This window comes from Pedobacter sp. BAL39, assembly GCF_000170795.1.
GTDB lineage: Bacteria > Bacteroidota > Bacteroidia > Sphingobacteriales > Sphingobacteriaceae > Pedobacter.
This window is the reverse complement of sequence record NZ_ABCM01000003.1, coordinates 295,171-312,116: the sequence shown is the minus strand read 5'-3', so window position 1 is coordinate 312,116 and position 16,946 is coordinate 295,171. Positions and strand designations below refer to the sequence as shown.

The window sequence follows — 16,946 nt, the reverse complement described above, 5'->3', positions numbered from 1 at the left end:
GCCATGCTGAGATACAGAAATAAATGTTGAAATTTACGAAAGGGAGTAATCAACAACCATGTCGGTTTGATATTAAGTATCATATGTATAAACAACTGTTAGCATTCCAACGGGAAAGTGTGCTCAATCAAGATAAAAAGAGAATCTTCTACCAGATTGCGGTTCCAATCATGATGGCTGCTTCTGTCACCTGGCTAACCTTACATCCAATTTTTGAGGTCAGCTATCGAACGCCATTCCTGCTTTACTTTGTCATTATCTTTCTGGGTGCAATATATGGAGGAAGCTTTTCGGCAATCATAGCAACACTAAGTGCAGCCGTTTTGTCTCTCATCTTCATACTGCCGGAATACGAAACCACACCTGAATTTTTCATCATAGCCATAGGTATATTTTTTGCTGAAGGCCTTGTCATTTCCGGGCTATTTCTGTCAGTTGAACGCATCCGGCATAAGCTCGCACAGAGCGAAAAGCTGCTGCAGCAATACCGTTCCGCCGAACCCAACGCCGGGCAACTTGAGGTTCCCTTGAACGAGTTCTTACATCTTGCATCGCACGAACTCAAAACACCAGTAACATCCATAAAAGGATTCACACAAATACTTAAAAAGAAACACCAAAATCAAGAACGTCAGGAAGATCTTAACATCATTGATCGCATCGAAGGCCAATCAACAAACCTGACCACAATTATCGAAAATATTTTGGATGCCACACAAATCAGCAAAAATGCACTCCACATTAACAAAGAAAACTTTGATCTTATCAGCTGCCTTTCAGGGGTTATAACCGAAAAGCAACGCGCCAACCGCCTACATTTCATCACCACAAACTTCCCGAACGAGCTCTGGATTCATGGAGATCAAAGACGCTTGGCACAAGTATTTACAATTCTTATAGACAATGCCCTAAAGTTTACACCAGAAAAAACAGAAATCAGCATTACCATTTTGGTAGAGGATGATTATGTTCAGGTAAGGGTAAAAGACCAAGGCCCGGGAATTCCTAAAGCTCAGCAATCCGAAATTTTCGACCGCTTTACGCGGACAGCACAATCGGTATCGAAGGCACTTCCAGGAATGGGCCTAGGCCTATATGTCGCCAAGGAAATTGTCAAAAAACACCGTGGGTATCTCGGCGTAATCAGTGATGAAGGCAACGGAGCTGAATTTTGGTTCAGCCTTCCCAGACAGTCTGGTGTTGAGCAACAAGCTGACGTACTTGATTACGCTTCACAGAACTAAAACCCAATACTTCTTTTTGACAGTCAAACCATTATCAGCATGGACCCGACATCTACAACAGATCAATCCCGCAGTTTAGCCTCCCAAGATCCTGGGAAGAGGCGTATAGGTTATTCTTACTAAGCTGTTCCCTAGTCAACAAACTTTTGTATCACTACTTTTATAGCAGTACGATCTATGTTGGAAACTACGGTATCCTTGTGGACATAATCTATTTTATATTTTTCGTTGTCCAATGCGAAGCTATCGCTCTTTTGCTTATACCAAAGTTTTTTATAACGATCGCGACTTCCGTTGTAGGAAGAGTTGCTGTCAATGAGATTAAAAACAGCAAACCCAGATGACGTTGCTGATTTGTATTCAATCAAGTGGTCATTCTTATATCTGTAATAATCCGTTATGAGGTAGTTATTTCCATTCAATTTCAAATAACAATCTTTAAAATGGTTGTCGTCTTTTTCTCTTAGCTGCGCATCAATGATTATGGTGTAATAGTTCGTCTTCACGCTTCGCACCACCAAAACTATAACAATGATCAAAAGCACCAGGACTGCCAGGACAATTCCGTTATATTTATCGTTTATTTTCATATTGCAGAGGCAAATTTATGATTCTTGAGCTTCTCTTTAGGTCCGGGACTGACATCCAGCTGTAAGCGCCGTGACTAAAATAACTAGCGTAGTTAATTCCATATTATCAAAATGCCTCAGATGAAGATCAAAATAACCGGAACGTTAAGTATAACGATCAAAAAAGTGAAAATCCAGGAAAGAATACTTTTCCGTGGATCATGATTAAAAGCAAACATCTTGTAATAGTAAAATACAAATCCAATCGAAGCAATTTCCGCAAAAGCATAGATGAGCCATACGAAGTACCACCAGAGTTGATCTTTGGCGTAATACAAGATGTCAAGAGACTGATCCCAGCTAGAATAGGCATTAGCCCCATGTTGAAGATTGAAAAAAGGAACGGTGCTCTCCTTTGCAGGTAGTTGATCAACATCGTCTTTTAGTACAAAAAAACGCACCGCCTGGCCGGTACTATCTGGGTGATAACCATCATAGGATGAAGTAAACAAAGCATCGATATGCTCAGATGGGCGATCGACAATCGGCCGGTAATAACTGCGTTTGAAACTCGACTGAAAAGGATCAATCCTGAAGGAGTGCTTTCTTGATCCCTTATAGGAAGAGGCCCTGGAATACGACGCTATCGTTCCTCTTTTTTCCACCAGTTTCTGGCTAAGAAGATGTACATATAGACACACGGATCCCATCACCACTAATGGCAATACAATAGCACTCCATAAAAAGCGGTTAAGCCTTGGAAATTTACCCGCAGGACTGTAAAAAGTGCCGGCGATAGTTACCTCAGGTGGATAACCTGGCCTTTCTATTTGTTTCAGGGTGATGATGTTGCCCGTAACCTGTCTAAGTTTGCCAGATTGCGTGAGAAAATTTAGCCCCACAGGTGTATTGTAATAACTTTCGGCTGCAGTCAGACCGAAATCATTCTGCAACAATAACTGACTAAATGTAACTTGGAAAAACTGATGCTCATTTGCGACAACATCATAACGGAAATCCGTTAACTCAGAAATTGTTGTTCCCTGCAAATTTATGCTAACCGGTTTTTCCATCTGAATCTATTAACAACAACTTGCCTATTTTGTTCAAGCGTGAGAATACAATATGTTCTCACGCATAATAACAGCTTAAACTTCTTTGCTTGTTACTGAAGCAGTTGTATAGTGGACCGAACTATCATCTCATTTATTGCCACATCTGCGGGTTGTCCAATTGCAAAAGAGATCGCTTGAGCAATACTTGCAGGCTCAATGCCTATTTTGAGGCAACATCAGTCACCTTATATTTTACTTCGCTTCCGATATCTGAAAGCTCCGCTTGTAATTCTTTAACGCGGCTCTCCCTCCTTGCAGCGAGTACTAACTTTGCGCCTTTATCAGCAATTTCTTTTGCCGTAGCTGCCCCCCATTCCACTGGAGGCCCCTGTAATCATGATAACTTTGTCTTGAATATCTAGCATATAAGTTAGGGTTTGGCTACGGACTAGTTCTCGTATGCAAGGGAACTGGATAAATCCCGATAAGCTTCCGGCTGCTCTTTCAATGTGGTGGCTACCTGTTCCGCTGTTGCTACGGCATCTGCGCCCGCTAAAAAGCGCAGTGGTGGCTTTTCATTGTTTAATATCGTTACCAGTGCCTGGGCAAGTTTTGCAGGATCACCTGGTTGCTGCCCGTTTGCACCTTGCCAAAACTGCATGACCTCGGCTCTACGCTCGTTGTAATCCCCGACAGGATTGTCCGCATATTTTGTTGATTGTTCTGTGAGCAGTTCCGTCCGGAAGAATCCAGGATTGACAATGGTGGTATTTATCCCAAATGGCGATACTTCTGTTTGAAGCGCCTGCATAAATCCTTCCAAACCAAATTTGGATGCAGAGTAAGCACTGCAAAATTCTAAACTCGTAAGCCCTGCTGTAGAAGATATGGAAGTTATGTGTCCTGATCCCTGTTTACGCATAACCGGCAGAATTGCACGTGTTACAATCATAGGCCCTGTTAGACTCGTCTGCAGCTGCTTATCAATTTCTTCCTGCGTTAATTCTTCAAAGAAACCTGCGATGAAATTAGCAGCATTATTTACCAGAACATCTATTCGCCCAAACTTATCAAGAGCTGCAGTGACAGCTGCCCGCGCATCTGTGGTACTAGTTACATCAAGTTTAACAATCAATAGGCTGTCTGATTCCCCAAGCGCCTGAGCAACGTTATCTGTGTTGCGCCCGGTAGCGACTACTTTATGACCTGCTGCTAATGCTGCTTTAGTAATATCGGTTCCCATACCGCGACCTGCGCCAGTGATGAACCAAACTTTTTGTTCACTCATAATTTCCAATATTTAAGATTTTATAATCGATGACTGTATTATTAGTACAACTCATCATATAACTTGGTTTAATCTTTCAATGCCTGCCTATTTTTGTCATTACTGGAATTAGCAAGGTTTTCACTTTCATTCTATATTGATTTCTAAAATAGTGTGTTGCCTTGGTGGCATTATTAAACTTATAGGTTCTTTCGGTGATCCCTGTTGGGCACATCTTAATGCCGATACAGGGCCGAAGGATATAAGACCTGTTTTCAATAATTCTTTATCCTGACTACTAAACTGTGTAATCAATTGAACTCATATGTTCTTCGCCCATACGTTCACCGTAGATAGGAAATTTAGATAAAATAGTATCAATGTCCTGAACATCTTTTCGGGTCAGATCGAGATTTTGTGCACCTAAATTTTCCAATAAGTGGTTTTCAAAGCGAGTTCCGGGAATTGGCACAATGTTAGGACTTTTAGCCAGTAACCATGCAAGTGCTACCTGAGACGGTGTAGCATTTTTTGTCGCAGCATATTTTTTGAGCCATTCAATCAGAGGCATATTTAGCGGTAAGAACTCTTTTGAAAAGCGGGGAAATCCTGCACGGAAGTCCGCTTTCTCATCGAACTTAATTGTTGTATCATACTTTCCTGTTAAAAATCCTGAACCCACCGGCGACCAGGGCACAAAGCCAATACCCAGTTCTTCACAAGTCTTCAGTACACCATTTAATTCCACATTGCGTGTCCACATAGAATACTCAGACTGCACAGCACTAACTGGCTGAACAGCATGGGCACGACAAATCGTTTTAGGGCTTGCTTCGGATAGGCCAAAGTGCAGCACTTTCCCTTGCGCAATAAGTTCTTTGATGGTGCCAGCAACATCTTCAATTGGTACATTTGGATCAACGCGGTGTTGATAATACAAATCAATGTGGTCTGTCCGCAAGCGCTTCAATGATTCTTCCACTACCTTTTTAATTCTTTCAGGCCTGCTATCTAAACCAACAGTACCATCAATAGCAAATCCAAATTTTGTAGCAATCTTTACCTGATCACGGAAAGGTTCAAGCGCTTCGCCAACAAGTTTTTCATCTGTATATGGTCCATATACCTCTGCCGTGTCGAAAAACCGAACTCCATTTTCAAATGCTGTGCGAATAGTTTTAATAGACTGCTCGTGGTTAGCAGGTGGATTGTAATTTCCTGTCATATTCATACATCCCAGTCCGATTTCCGAAACTTCAAGATTTCCCAGTTTACGTGTTTTCATTTTATGTTCTCCTTTATAAGTTGATTTAATGATTTCATTTGCTTTGCCAGAGGAAAAAGCAGAGGTTATGGGTGCCAGTGTTACAGCGGCACCTATTATTGCTGTATTCGTTAAAAATTTACGCCGGCTTTCTAAGCTTTTACACTGATTATTTAACCTTGACTCACTTTTGTAGTTATCCATTTTTGACTGTTTTAAGTAGAATATTTATACATCATTTAGCGCCACTTTATAGACTTTAACTTCCAACACGGAACCATCCTTTGGCGGCATCGATAATGCCCCATAACTTCTCTGGTATTGAAAGTTCTGGCAACTTGGAAATGCTCAACACTTCATCAACCTTATCCCCATTTTTTGCTATTGATATCCAGTTGGGATTGATGATCAATGCTTGCCCGATAGCGACCAGGCTAAGTCCAAGGTTTAACGCCTGTTCGGCTTGTTCAGGAGTCTTTACCTGTCCGGCGGCAATGATGGGAATCCTGCCGTTAACATGTTCAATTAGATGAGATGCCAGTGTTTTTTCAATTTTTTCTCCAACTGGTCTTGATTCAATAACGTTTGTTAAGGATGCATGCAGGTAATCTATTTTTAGTTCTATAAGCTCATCTATTAAAGGATAAGTATCCTCGACCTTATAGCCTTCCTCCTGAAGTTCTTCCGGAGATATCCGATAACCCAATACAAAGGGCTTATCCGCATATTTATCAATAACCGTTTTTACTTCTCTGACTACTTCAAGGGGGAAGTTCATGCGTTTTTGGGCAGAGCCGCCCCACTGATCATTGCGTGTATTATATATGGGCGAAAAAAAGTTTTGCAGTAAGAAGCCATGTGCGCCGTGCAGCTCGACACCGTCGAACCCTGCCTCAATTGCCCTGCGAGTAGTTTTTCCAAAAGCTTCTATAACATCCAGGATTTCCTGGTGTCCCAGTGCACGAGGCATGATAGCAGTGCCGTTAACGAATGGAGCAGTCCCAATTGATACTGCACTTGCGCTTACTACATCGCCATTGTTAATCAGTTCAGCAATTGCCTTATTACCTGCATGATAGATTTGCAATATGGCAGGCGCACCACCGCTTTTTGCAACGGTGGCCAACTTTTTAAGACCTGGTAAAAACGAATCGCTGGAGGAAGCAAACTCGTGGGTAAAGCCGATCCCATTATCGGTGACCCTTGTGCACCCAGTAATTACAAGACCAGGTCCGCTGGCACGTGCGCTATAGTATTTTAACTCATCATCCGAAACTGTATAGTCTTCATTACTGGCCCAGGTAGTCATCGGGGCCATTGCAATTCTGTTTTTTACAGTTATTCCATTCTTAAATGAAAATGGTTGGAAAAGGCTTATTTCTTTTGTATTCATTGACATCGCTATTAATCTCATTAATAAACACAGCCACCTCTGGCCGCATTAGATTATGATCAATAATCATCATACAAAAGTCCGGATTACAAAAGTCAAGAAATAAAGAAAAACAAAGGAAAAAGTACAATAATCAAAGACGGCCTGTTCTTACAGATTTAGGAATGCTTCCGGTTTTTTTTTTAAAAAAATTGTTAAAATAAGTGGGGTATTCAAATCCAAGTGCATAGGCGATTTCTGCTATATTCCAGTTGGTATGTTGCAGCAAAGCTTTCGCCTCAGCGATAATCCTGTCACTTATTAATGTAGATGTTGACTTGCCAGTAATCTCTTTCACTGAACTGTTCAAATAATTTGTATGCACAGATAGCTTTCCTGCATAGTCCTGTGCTGTTCTTAATTCAAGTGGCCGATCAGTATTTTCTATCGGAAATTGGCGTTCCAGTAATTCAAGAAATACGGATGTTAGTCTGGCTGAAGCATTATTATGCTTGACGTTGCTTTCAGAAGGTTGCATTTTCAGTGCTTCATGAATGACTAGGTTCATATAATTTCTAATCAGCTCATCCTTAAACGCATATTCTGTTTCCTGCTCCTTGATCATCTCTTCAAAGAGTCCAGATAACTTCATTTTTTGCGGCTCATTAAGGCCAAAAATTGGAGTTCCACCTAATTTGAAAAGGGGTGATTGCTGCAGGCTTTCCGAACGTTCGTTTAAATTCATAAAATCTTCCGTAAAAAGACAGGTATAGCCATAATGATTTTCTGATCTTGATTCACAGGAATATGGAATGTGCGGGTTTCCAAAAAACAAAAAGGTATCCTCCGTTTCAATGCTTCTGTCAGCATAGTTGAACAGAAATTTACCAGTTGTAATATTGATTTTATAAAAGTCCTTGCGGCTGTAGCTGTATCCACTTAGACTACTATCAGTTTTGTAAACTTTAAAACCCTTAAGTTTTAGCTCTGTAGTCGAAATTGTGACGAGGGTTTCTTGCTGATCGTTCATTTTACAAAACTAAGAAAAACAAAGATACAGAGGATACGATTTCATTAAGATATAAATAGCTATTTAATTTTTGCCTACGGTATGAATTTGATAGCTTATTTAGCTTTTCCAGTATTGCCTTATGGTTTGGTTTTCTTCTAATTCCCGATCAAATTGTCAATAAAATCATTGTGGCTTTGGGAAATACAATAATGCCCAGTAAACCATAGGCACTTAATATCTTACCCGTCATAGAAATTCCAGCTAATGATTTTGCACGTAAAATTTTCTTTCTTTAATAAATTTAAGTTGGCGTTATAATTGTCTGGAAAATAAAAGCAAAAGGTAACAGATTTCTGCGCCTAATAAGATCCCCTGTGATGGCCATTAAGCGATTACAAGTTCGCGAACCTTAAAAATGAAAAACAACTAAATGACCAGATATCTCTTTTTAATATTCAGCCTGATCAGCCTGCAAAGTTGCGGACAGGCCACTAAAACTATGGATAAAAAAGCAACAGACATTCTCGGAAGCTTATACAAAAATGTCAGGAATTACGATCAGCGCATCAATTATCAGGCACTTATAGCTATTGGTGGCTGTAATTACGAGGTGTTAATAAACGACTACCCTGTTGACCGTTACTTCGGACCTGCCAACGGCTCAATGAGCGGCAGTACCCCAATTAACATCGCCATTTTAAAATCCGGAATTCAAAAATGGAAAATAAGAATCTATCCCATCAGAGAGCGGAAAGAAGTCAATGGGGCCGTAACCTTAGTTCCACAACAGGCAATTCAGCCAGGGGCCAGAGTTGAAATGACCATAGAAAAGGTTAGATTCAATGAAAGCGGCGACATAGAAAAACGATTCGGAGAAGTGGTAAAGTTCGAGGCGCCGCTGGAAAAAGATAATAACAATGGACAAAACAGATTAGGCGCAGCTGGGAAACCATACATCGAATATAACGGAACTTTTCAGGCAGATGTTCCATATACTTTGGTTGGATGGGAAAATAGCACAGACTTATCTAACATGGATCCAGCAGTTATCAAACAGCAACTTTTGACACAATATCAAAAATATCACGACTGGCTGAACAATAGAAATTTAGATCAAATCGCTGAAGCCAAACTAGCCGCTGAAACCGAGGTTGCTCAAGCTTTTTTTTATGATAAAAAAACAAACGACACTTTTACATCAGCCTTTTTAAAAAGATGGGGACAACAAGGCCTCGAAATGCAGCCTTTAGAAAACTATAAAGTGGCCATTTACGGAGATGGTAGAATTGCAACGTTAATCGATCCTGTGGACAATGGCTCTCCGCTTTGGGGAAATTATAAAACCGGTGAAAATCAGTATAAAAACAACACGTATTTGCTTTACTTCCATATTCCTACGGATAAAAAGGAACTAGAGGTCATCAGATAACTGCAACTGATGATTACCTTACCAATTGGGTTTAATTTTAGACTTTACACTTACCAAACTGAGAAAAAATGAGGTTCAGGCAAATAGGAAATAGAACATATGATGAACAATAATTACCTGCTCAGCCTAGCGATATTGGCCACTACGTCTTTTTTTGCATGTCACTCCTCACCAGATAATGGGAAGACAGGTCAGGTCTCTACCCCCACCGAAAACCAAAAGGTGAAAATTATCGAACCTGAAATAGGTTACACCCCTGACATCAGTAATGATGCGAAACATAACCTGCAAAGACTGAAAGTCCTTTATGCCACAATCGACAGCACCATTAAATCCTACCCCGATTATGATAGTGCTAAAAAGCACCTGAGCCAGCGACAGATCGAAATCTATGAAAATGAAGAAGCATACAGCAAGGAAGATCACCTCGATGTCAGCATATGGGGCTGCAGCTGGTATTGCGGTGGTGGTCCTGACAGCATTACTGCCAGTTCAATATTAGCCGCAAACAAAAAGCTCGACTACAAAGCTTCTAACGCACATGACTTTTCGTTGAGAACAGCCTGGGTAGAAGGTGCTCCTGGCAAATATGAAGACGTAGCTATCTCAAAGCTGGAATTTGACGGCATTAGCGTGCATTGATTTATCAATGTCGCTGGGTTTAACCAGAATCTGTTTTATAAAAACCTGTAAATTTATCTTTGTCAGTGGATGCCTGACCGACCCCATCTACCAACATGTGCCGGGGCAGCAAAATCATGCCACTCGCCGGAGAACTTTGCTTAAGGGGTTTGTACCAAACCTTTAACGCAGCGCCCTCTTTAGCAATTGTGACTTCGTTAATTGGATCACCTTTAATATCGCCATGTAAGTTATCGAACTCGAACTTATAAAAAAGACTGTCCTTATAAGATACATAAATCGCATAACGGAGTGTCCTTTGATTCGGAATTTTATAGCTCTTACCTTTAAAAAACGTGGTTGCCATTGTGGTCCCATCGTCCTTAAGCAGCTCAACATTCACCTTAACGTCTTTTTTGAGCACGCTATCTCCCTTCACAACGAATGCGGGCTCCTCAGTTCTACAACTCGAAAGCAGCACGACACCCACAACAACCTTTGCAAGTCTTCTAATCTTCAGGAATGTAGGTTGGAAAAAGCGAACGATCGGGTCTTTTTTCTTCATATTATACTTTTGAAAAACAGGACTAAACTAACTGGACAGTGCGATAATTGTGCCGCAAGTTGTCCATATGCTACTCGTAGCCATCACCTGGCTCCCACCCCAGGTTGAAGATCATTCTTGAGCAAGATTTCCTTTCTCAAAACAAACAACTAGGGTCTTCAAACCTAAAAGCAATAAGCTTGTTTATGAAATACCAATATTCCCGCTTAATTTAGCCCTTAGATGAATGAGAATCCCTACAAAAAAGCACGGATGACCAACTGGTTTCAACCCTCCATGCTCTTGAATGTCGCCCTTAAATCCTTAATTTCTGGCACGTTTGGTAATTATGCAGACCGGCGCGAGCTCCAGGCCGCATTAAGTAAGGATAGCGATGAGGATTCCTGTAAGCTCCGCAAACGGCTCGTTACCGACCGGCAGGAAATCTGGATCGACTTTATCTGTGATACTGGTGATGGTTTTGATTCCACCTATTCCGTGGCCAAAAAGGCTGCACAGAGACAGCTTGTTGTTCAAACTGAAGACAGGAAATCTGAACGTGTCACCACTACGCGCGGTGATATTTTAATCCTTGGCGGTGATGAAGTATACCCTTTTCCAACACTCGATAACTATACAACAAAGTTTAAAGTCCCATTTGAAGCTGCAGGAGATAAAAACGAAGTGCTCTCAGAATTGAACCGGCCCCTGCTCTTTGCCATCCCCGGAAATCATGACTGGTATGACGGACTTGGTAACTTCATGAAATTATTTTGCCAGCAACGTAGCATAGGCATCTGGCGGACCGTTCAGAAACGAAGCTATTTCGCAATTCCCCTACCCAACAATTACTGGATCTGGGCAACAGACATCCAGCTAAATTCCAATATTGATCAACCTCAGCTGGATTACTTTACCCGTATGGCCAGGGAAGAAATGCAGGACGGTGACAAGATTATTCTGGTCACTGCTGAACCTGCCTGGGTATATAAAGAAATCCGCAAAAACGACCAGTCCTTTGACCGTCTGGACTTTTTCATTTCAAGGCATATCAGAGACGAACACCAGCTAATCGGGAAAAAATTCAAACTTGCCATTAACATCACCGGCGATCTGCACCATTATTCGCGTTATTCCCAAAAAGAAAATGGTCACCAGTACATCACCTCAGGAGGAGGAGGTGCATTTCTGCACCTCACGCACAACCTGCCCCCTGTACTCGACGCCATTGCTGGAGATCGTGCACAAGAAAAAATTACCCGCAAAGCGATCTTCCCGAGCGTATCAGACTCTAAGCGACTGCTGTTGGGCAATCTCCTTTTTCCGTTCAAAAACCCGGCATTCATCAGTCTTGCCTGTTTAGTTTACGTTTATTTATTCTGGCTTTTACAAAGCCATCAGGCTATCATGAACGGCACCTTTTTTCTTAGCAGGTTTACGGACATTTCCCTTGTCGGATTTTTCGAAACCATTGGTATTTACTTTCTAGGAGCACCATCAATAGCCCTAAGCATCGGCGCATTATTTGGCGGTTTCTGGCTGTTTGTAGACCGGGTCGCAAAGAAAGCCGGGAATTTCATCATCGGATTTGTGCACGCATCGGGTCAAACGATTATGCTTTTCGCTACCATGTTCTGGCTGGCCCAGACTGAGCTGATGTCCTTTTGGGGAAGCTGGTGGGGGAACGCGATGATCGTACTGATTTTTGGTTTGGTTGGTGGAACGCTTTCATCATTCTTGATGGGTGCATACCTGTATCTCTCAAATCGCCTGCTGGCCATGCATGAAGATGAATCTTCATCAGCCCTGGCCAACCCAAATTTCAAGAACTTTACCAGAATGAGGATTCATGATCAGGGCATCGACATCTATCCTGTCGGCATCAAAAAAGTCCAGAACTGGACTGTTAGCGGTACACAAAAGCAACTTCGTGTTGACGGTGATGATTTTGAAACCATACTGATCGAACCGCCGATTCATGTACTTGACGCCGAACTTGACTGATTACTACTACCTAAATTTCCCCAATTCTCACGCTTATCAAGCAATATCAAACCTCAGCCTAAAGGTAGTTCCCACCCCTATTTCGCTGCTTCCAGTAATTGTGATCTGATTCTGACCTGCGAAATCTCTGACCAGCCGAAAACCTAAGCCTATCCCCTTTTCGTTTAAGGTTCCATAAGTCGACAGACGGCCATTGGAACCGTCCAACAGCGCATTAAAAGACTTGCTATCCATCCCGATACCATTGTCCTGAATGACAAATTCAACTGAACTTTCAAACATCGCATAACTAATTCGTATCGTACCATTCGGCGCAGTATATTTTATGGCGTTCGAAAGTAAATTTTGCAACATGATGCGCACCTGATCAGCGTCACCTTGTACAGCCGGCAGCGTCAGTCGCTCATGCTCCAGACTGATCATTTTGCGATCTGCCACCGCGGAGGCTACCATAATGATCTTGTCAACCTTTTCTACCAGATCAATTGGCACACGACGAGTCGTTATGCCTTCCAACTGATTACCGGCCCATACCAAAAGACTATCCAGCATCATTGATGCAGCGTGTGTCTGATCAGCTAACTCCGAAGCCAAGATCTGTAACTCCTGCTGAGTCAGATTGCCACTCCCAAATAAATCCAGCGTACTTTCAATCAATGCGAATGGACTCCTCAGATCATGACTTAGTATCGAGAACAAATGATCTTTATGACGGATCATTTGATTAAGACCATCATTTTGTTGAACTACCAATTTATTCTGCCGCATGGCCTTAACATTCATTCTTTTCAAAGCTCTGTTGTTGCGGTTTAGAGTCATATAGCGTCGAGCGATAAACACGGCAATTAGTATAACCAGCAATGCTCCGATCAGTACCACAATCAGGATCAGTCTATCAATCTTCCTATTTTGAAGCGTAATTTGCACCTCCTTTTTGAGCACCTCATTTTCGGCAGACTTCTCCTTAAGCAGTAACTTACTGACTAACTTATCTTTATCATGACCATAAACCTCATCATAATACGTTTTATAGGCCAATAACCTATTATAGGCTGTTTGATGATCCCCAATCGCTTTATACGCTTTATGCGCCAGTTCCAAAGCCTGAACGGCGTCCCAATTGGCCTCAGATTTTGAGGCGAGCTTAAAAGCCTGGTCAGCAAATTTACCTGCCTCAGCGTATCTCCCCTGACTGAATCTGCTTCTGGCTAACCCAGCATTAGCAAAACTATTTTCCCAGTCACTCTGAAAATCTTCTGCCTTTAAAACACTTTGAAACAGTTGCTCAGCTAGCTGAAAATGCTTTTGTTTGACATAAGTTTCGCCCAATTGGTTATTACCCATTGCCACAAGATTTTTAATTTTCTCACGCTTACTAATCACTAAAGATTTCTTTAGGTAATACACCCCCGAGTCCAGTTGGTTGAGATCAGAATGGGTCAGGCCAATATTTAAATAATTTGCAGCGAGGCGCTCCTGGTTATTTAATGCCAGATTTACTGCAGCTGCTGATCGGAAATATTGAATGGCAACCTTCGGCTGCTGCTGGGCGAGATAGATCAAGCCAATGACATTACCGGCATCAGCTACCAGCTTTTGATCCTTCCGCTGCAAAGCAGAAAGATAAACCGGCAAAGCACCCTCCAGTGATTCAGGGTAATTGCCTTTATTGTACTGCTCCTTGGCCGCAGCGATCCTGGCAGCGTCCGTACTATTGCCAAAGCTCACTTCCTGGGCTCCAGCCTGGCACACCAATCCAAAGCTCAGCCACACGACCATGCCATAAACCCTACACTTAGAAAAAATCATCCCCCTACTAATTATCTATTGCTGTTTAATAATTCACCAATATAAATATTTATCTGCGAAGGTGTTTAATCATCAGTTGATAGTATTACTGAAAAAACTTGTATTAACGTGAAAGATTGTTCTCGCTCCATTTACACAAGCCGTCGAGAATGCTAAATAGCGATTTACCTTTTTCTGTCAAACTGTATTCAACTTTTGGCGGTATAACCGGATAAGATACCCGCTTAATTGTGCCTGTTTCTTCCAGACCTTTGAGTTGTTGTGACAGCATCTTTTGGGTGATGCCGCTAATGGATTTATCCAGTTCACTAAACCTCATCGTTTCCTCTTGAAACAGCAACCATAAAATAACGGGTTTCCATTTTCCGCCAATCTGTTCCATAAACAGAGTTATCGGACATTCCTCACCACCCCAGTTTTTTTTTTCAATATTGTCCATTTTTATGTAGTTGATAATCAATATTTCAGTCGTCAAGGTAAGTACCATACCGAATGGTAAGTACTTGCCTCAAAGATAGCTAATACCTTACTTTGACCCAAATAAAAGCAATAATGAAAGAAGTATTAATTATCAATGCCCATCAAAAATATGACGGAATTAGCGAAGGCAGGCTTAATAAAACTCTTGTCCAACAAGCGAAATCTTTTTTTCGTGAACACGATATCCGGGTGTCGGAAACAATTATAGACCAAGGTTATGACGTTGATGAAGAAGTAGAAAAGCATCTGTTAACTGATCTTGTGGTCTTGCAAACACCCATCAATTGGGCTAACCTACCCTGGTCTTATAAAAAATATGCCGACGAAGTCTTCAATAAAGGATTATTTACCGGAAGCATGGCGACAAACGATGGGAGAACTCCAGGCGATCCTACTAAACACTATGGCTCAGGTGGTTTGATGACCGGCAAAGGAATGTTTATTTCAGCTACATGGAATGCCCCGCAAGAATCTTTTGATGACAACAGACAGCTGTGGATGGGAGGCGGATCGGCTGACGATGTGCTGCTTAATGTTACACTCAATTATAAGTTCTTCGGTTATGATATTCTTCCCGGTTACCACTGTTTTGATGTATTAAAAAATCCCAAACCGGAACATTATTTTGAGGGCTATCAATCATATTTGAATCATACCCTACAACAGTTAAACGCAAAAAAATAACACACATATCATGAGTACAGAAAACAATACGCCGAACATGGTGCAACCCATAACTAAAGCAACAATTGAGGCTATCCAGGCATTCTATATGGCCTGGCAAACGAATGACCTGACAATTGTTGATGCACTTTTTAGTCCAGACTGGCAGGATATACCGATGGCTCCAGGACAAAAGGCAGGACCTGAAGGCTTAAAAAACCTAATTGCCGTTTTTCAACAAACCTTCCCTGACGTAAAAATAACCCTGCAAGACATATTTGGCACTGCCGAGCGTATTGCAGTGCGGGCGGAAATGACTTTCACCCATGACAAAGAATTTATGGGCATTCCGCCTGCAAACAAAAAAGTAACAGTATCCACGCTGGAATTACATCACCTCAAAGACGGCAAGATTACGCATACCTGGCACCTTGAAGATTGGTTTGGATTATTAACACAAAGCCGTTCATCAGAAAACCTTAATCATTCCGACCATGAAATATAACTATGTTGGCAACACTGGCCTGATGGTTTCAGAACTTTGCTTTGGAACCATGACTTTTGGAGGCCAGGACGCCGGAATGTGGACCAATATTGGCCAGTTACAGCAAAAGGAAGTTAACAACATGCTGGAGGCCGTGATTGACTCTGGTATTAACTTTATAGACACTGCGGATGTTTACTCTTTTGGCCAGGCTGAGCGACTGCTGGGTCAGGGCCTGAAAGACCTGCAGGTTCAGCGTGATGAGCTCGTTATAGCTACCAAAGTACTAGGCAAGATGAAGGAAAAGCCAAATAACTCAGGACTTTCACGATACCACATCTTCAATGCTGTGGGCGATAGCCTGAAGCGCCTGCAACTGGACCACATTGACATTTTATATGTCCACGGTGTGGATTTTAAAACTTCGTTGGAAGAGATCGTCCGTTCCTTAAATGATGTAGTTGAAAGCGGAAAAGTTCGCCATATCGCCATTTGTAACTGGCCAGCCTGGATGGTAGCCAAAGCACAGGCCATAGCACATTATAATGGTTGGCATAAATTTATCGGTCTCGAGTATTTCTATTCAGCGGTAACACGTGATATTGAACATGAACTAGTCCCGATGGCCAAAGATCATGACCTTGCCATTTTCCCGTGGAGTCCACTTGCCGGAGGTTTTTTATCAGGCAAGAATACCCGACAGGGCACAGCAGAAAAAGATTCGAGGCGAACCAATTTTGATTTTCCACCGATTGATAAGAATAAAGCTTATGACCTGGTTGATGTAATGAAAACAATTGGTGACCATTATCAAGCAACTGTTGCACAGGTAGCGCTTGCCTGGGTCAGACAGCAACCCGGTGTTACCAGCACAATTATTGGTGCTAAGAATATAGAGCAGCTGCAGTTTAACGTTCGTTCAACAGATTTATGCCTAAGTACGACTGACCTTTTGAAAATTGATGAAGTCAGCCCCTTGCCCAAACAATATCCCGGCTGGATGATAGAGAACCAGGACAAAGAATCAAGCAGATAAATTCATTACCGCTATCAAATTAAAGGCTTTCCAAATTATTCCTCTTTTTGGCTAAGTCATTCAGAGAATCGGTTAATAAACGCGGTTTGCTAT

Annotated in this window: 17 protein-coding genes; 7 read left to right on the top strand and 10 right to left on the bottom strand. The window is 41.8% G+C overall.

The genetic code is table 11. The features are described 5' to 3' along the window. The first annotated feature begins 83 nt into the window (after positions 1-83). Positions 84-1,244, top strand: coding sequence for an ATP-binding protein (locus PBAL39_RS05855; protein ID WP_008239298.1), 1,161 nt, complete (start codon positions 84-86; stop codon positions 1,242-1,244). Positions 1,245-1,375: 131 nt separating this feature from the next. On the opposite strand, the gene PBAL39_RS05850 is transcribed toward PBAL39_RS05855, so the two are convergent. From PBAL39_RS05850 to PBAL39_RS05825, 7 genes are all read right to left on the bottom strand, one after another. Then, complete coding sequence (locus tag PBAL39_RS05850) at positions 1,376-1,834, bottom strand: hypothetical protein (protein ID WP_008239297.1); 459 nt, start codon at positions 1,832-1,834, stop codon at positions 1,376-1,378. 116 nt (positions 1,835-1,950) lie between these two features. Then, positions 1,951-2,886: a hypothetical protein gene (locus PBAL39_RS05845; RefSeq protein ID WP_008239291.1), complete on the bottom strand. Its 936-nt coding sequence runs from the start codon at positions 2,884-2,886 to the stop codon at positions 1,951-1,953. Between the two features lie 202 nt (positions 2,887-3,088). Beyond that, a complete protein-coding gene (locus PBAL39_RS25250) occupies positions 3,089-3,247 on the bottom strand; it encodes an SDR family NAD(P)-dependent oxidoreductase (RefSeq protein WP_008239289.1) in 159 nt (52 codons plus the stop codon). A 69-nt stretch (positions 3,248-3,316) separates the two neighbouring features. Further along, positions 3,317-4,156, bottom strand: coding sequence for an SDR family oxidoreductase (locus PBAL39_RS05840; protein WP_008239287.1), 840 nt, complete (start codon positions 4,154-4,156; stop codon positions 3,317-3,319). 277 nt (positions 4,157-4,433) lie between these two features. Continuing rightward, entirely contained in the window at positions 4,434-5,603 is a 1,170-nt protein-coding gene (locus PBAL39_RS05835; RefSeq protein WP_008239286.1) for an aldo/keto reductase, read from the bottom strand. A gap of 55 nt (positions 5,604-5,658) precedes the next feature. Beyond that, entirely contained in the window at positions 5,659-6,792 is a 1,134-nt protein-coding gene (locus tag PBAL39_RS05830) for an NADH-dependent flavin oxidoreductase (RefSeq protein WP_008239285.1), read from the bottom strand. Positions 6,793-6,925: 133 nt separating this feature from the next. Beyond that, a complete protein-coding gene (locus PBAL39_RS05825) occupies positions 6,926-7,801 on the bottom strand; it encodes an AraC family transcriptional regulator (protein ID WP_008239284.1) in 876 nt (291 codons plus the stop codon). A gap of 481 nt (positions 7,802-8,282) precedes the next feature. Here PBAL39_RS05825 and PBAL39_RS05820 point away from each other — a divergent pair, with 481 nt between their 5' ends. Both PBAL39_RS05820 and PBAL39_RS05815 read left to right on the top strand, forming a co-directional pair. After that, positions 8,283-9,212, top strand: a complete 930-nt coding sequence (locus PBAL39_RS05820) for a hypothetical protein (RefSeq protein ID WP_039866183.1) — start codon at positions 8,283-8,285, stop codon at positions 9,210-9,212. A gap of 99 nt (positions 9,213-9,311) precedes the next feature. After that, positions 9,312-9,854 carry a hypothetical protein gene (locus PBAL39_RS05815; RefSeq protein WP_008239282.1) on the top strand — a complete coding sequence of 181 codons (543 nt, stop codon included), beginning with the start codon at positions 9,312-9,314 and terminating at the stop codon, positions 9,852-9,854. Positions 9,855-9,873: 19 nt separating this feature from the next. On the opposite strand, the gene PBAL39_RS05810 is transcribed toward PBAL39_RS05815, so the two are convergent. Beyond that, on the bottom strand, positions 9,874-10,398 hold the full coding sequence (locus PBAL39_RS05810; protein WP_008239281.1) for a hypothetical protein: 525 nt from the start codon (positions 10,396-10,398) through the stop codon (positions 9,874-9,876). Positions 10,399-10,620: 222 nt separating this feature from the next. Between PBAL39_RS05810 and PBAL39_RS05805 the strand changes: the two genes are divergently transcribed. After that, a complete protein-coding gene (locus tag PBAL39_RS05805; RefSeq protein WP_008239280.1) occupies positions 10,621-12,381 on the top strand; it encodes an MFS transporter in 1,761 nt (586 codons plus the stop codon). A 36-nt stretch (positions 12,382-12,417) separates the two neighbouring features. On the opposite strand, the gene PBAL39_RS05800 is transcribed toward PBAL39_RS05805, so the two are convergent. After that, positions 12,418-14,190: a HAMP domain-containing sensor histidine kinase gene (locus PBAL39_RS05800; RefSeq protein ID WP_083801705.1), complete on the bottom strand. Its 1,773-nt coding sequence runs from the start codon at positions 14,188-14,190 to the stop codon at positions 12,418-12,420. A gap of 103 nt (positions 14,191-14,293) precedes the next feature. Further along, positions 14,294-14,629, bottom strand: coding sequence for a helix-turn-helix domain-containing protein (locus PBAL39_RS05795; RefSeq protein ID WP_050784321.1), 336 nt, complete (start codon positions 14,627-14,629; stop codon positions 14,294-14,296). Between the two features lie 113 nt (positions 14,630-14,742). Between PBAL39_RS05795 and PBAL39_RS05790 the strand changes: the two genes are divergently transcribed. From PBAL39_RS05790 to PBAL39_RS05780, 3 genes are read left to right on the top strand one after another with little or no spacing between them, the layout of a single operon-like run. Then, positions 14,743-15,354, top strand: coding sequence for an NAD(P)H-dependent oxidoreductase (locus PBAL39_RS05790; RefSeq protein WP_008239277.1), 612 nt, complete (start codon positions 14,743-14,745; stop codon positions 15,352-15,354). A gap of 10 nt (positions 15,355-15,364) precedes the next feature. Beyond that, complete coding sequence (locus tag PBAL39_RS05785; RefSeq protein WP_008239276.1) at positions 15,365-15,838, top strand: ester cyclase; 474 nt, start codon at positions 15,365-15,367, stop codon at positions 15,836-15,838. Beyond that, positions 15,828-16,853 carry an aldo/keto reductase gene (locus PBAL39_RS05780; protein WP_008239275.1) on the top strand — a complete coding sequence of 342 codons (1,026 nt, stop codon included), beginning with the start codon at positions 15,828-15,830 and terminating at the stop codon, positions 16,851-16,853. Before PBAL39_RS05785 ends, PBAL39_RS05780 begins: the two co-directional genes overlap by 11 nt. The last annotated feature ends 93 nt before the right edge of the window (positions 16,854-16,946 follow it).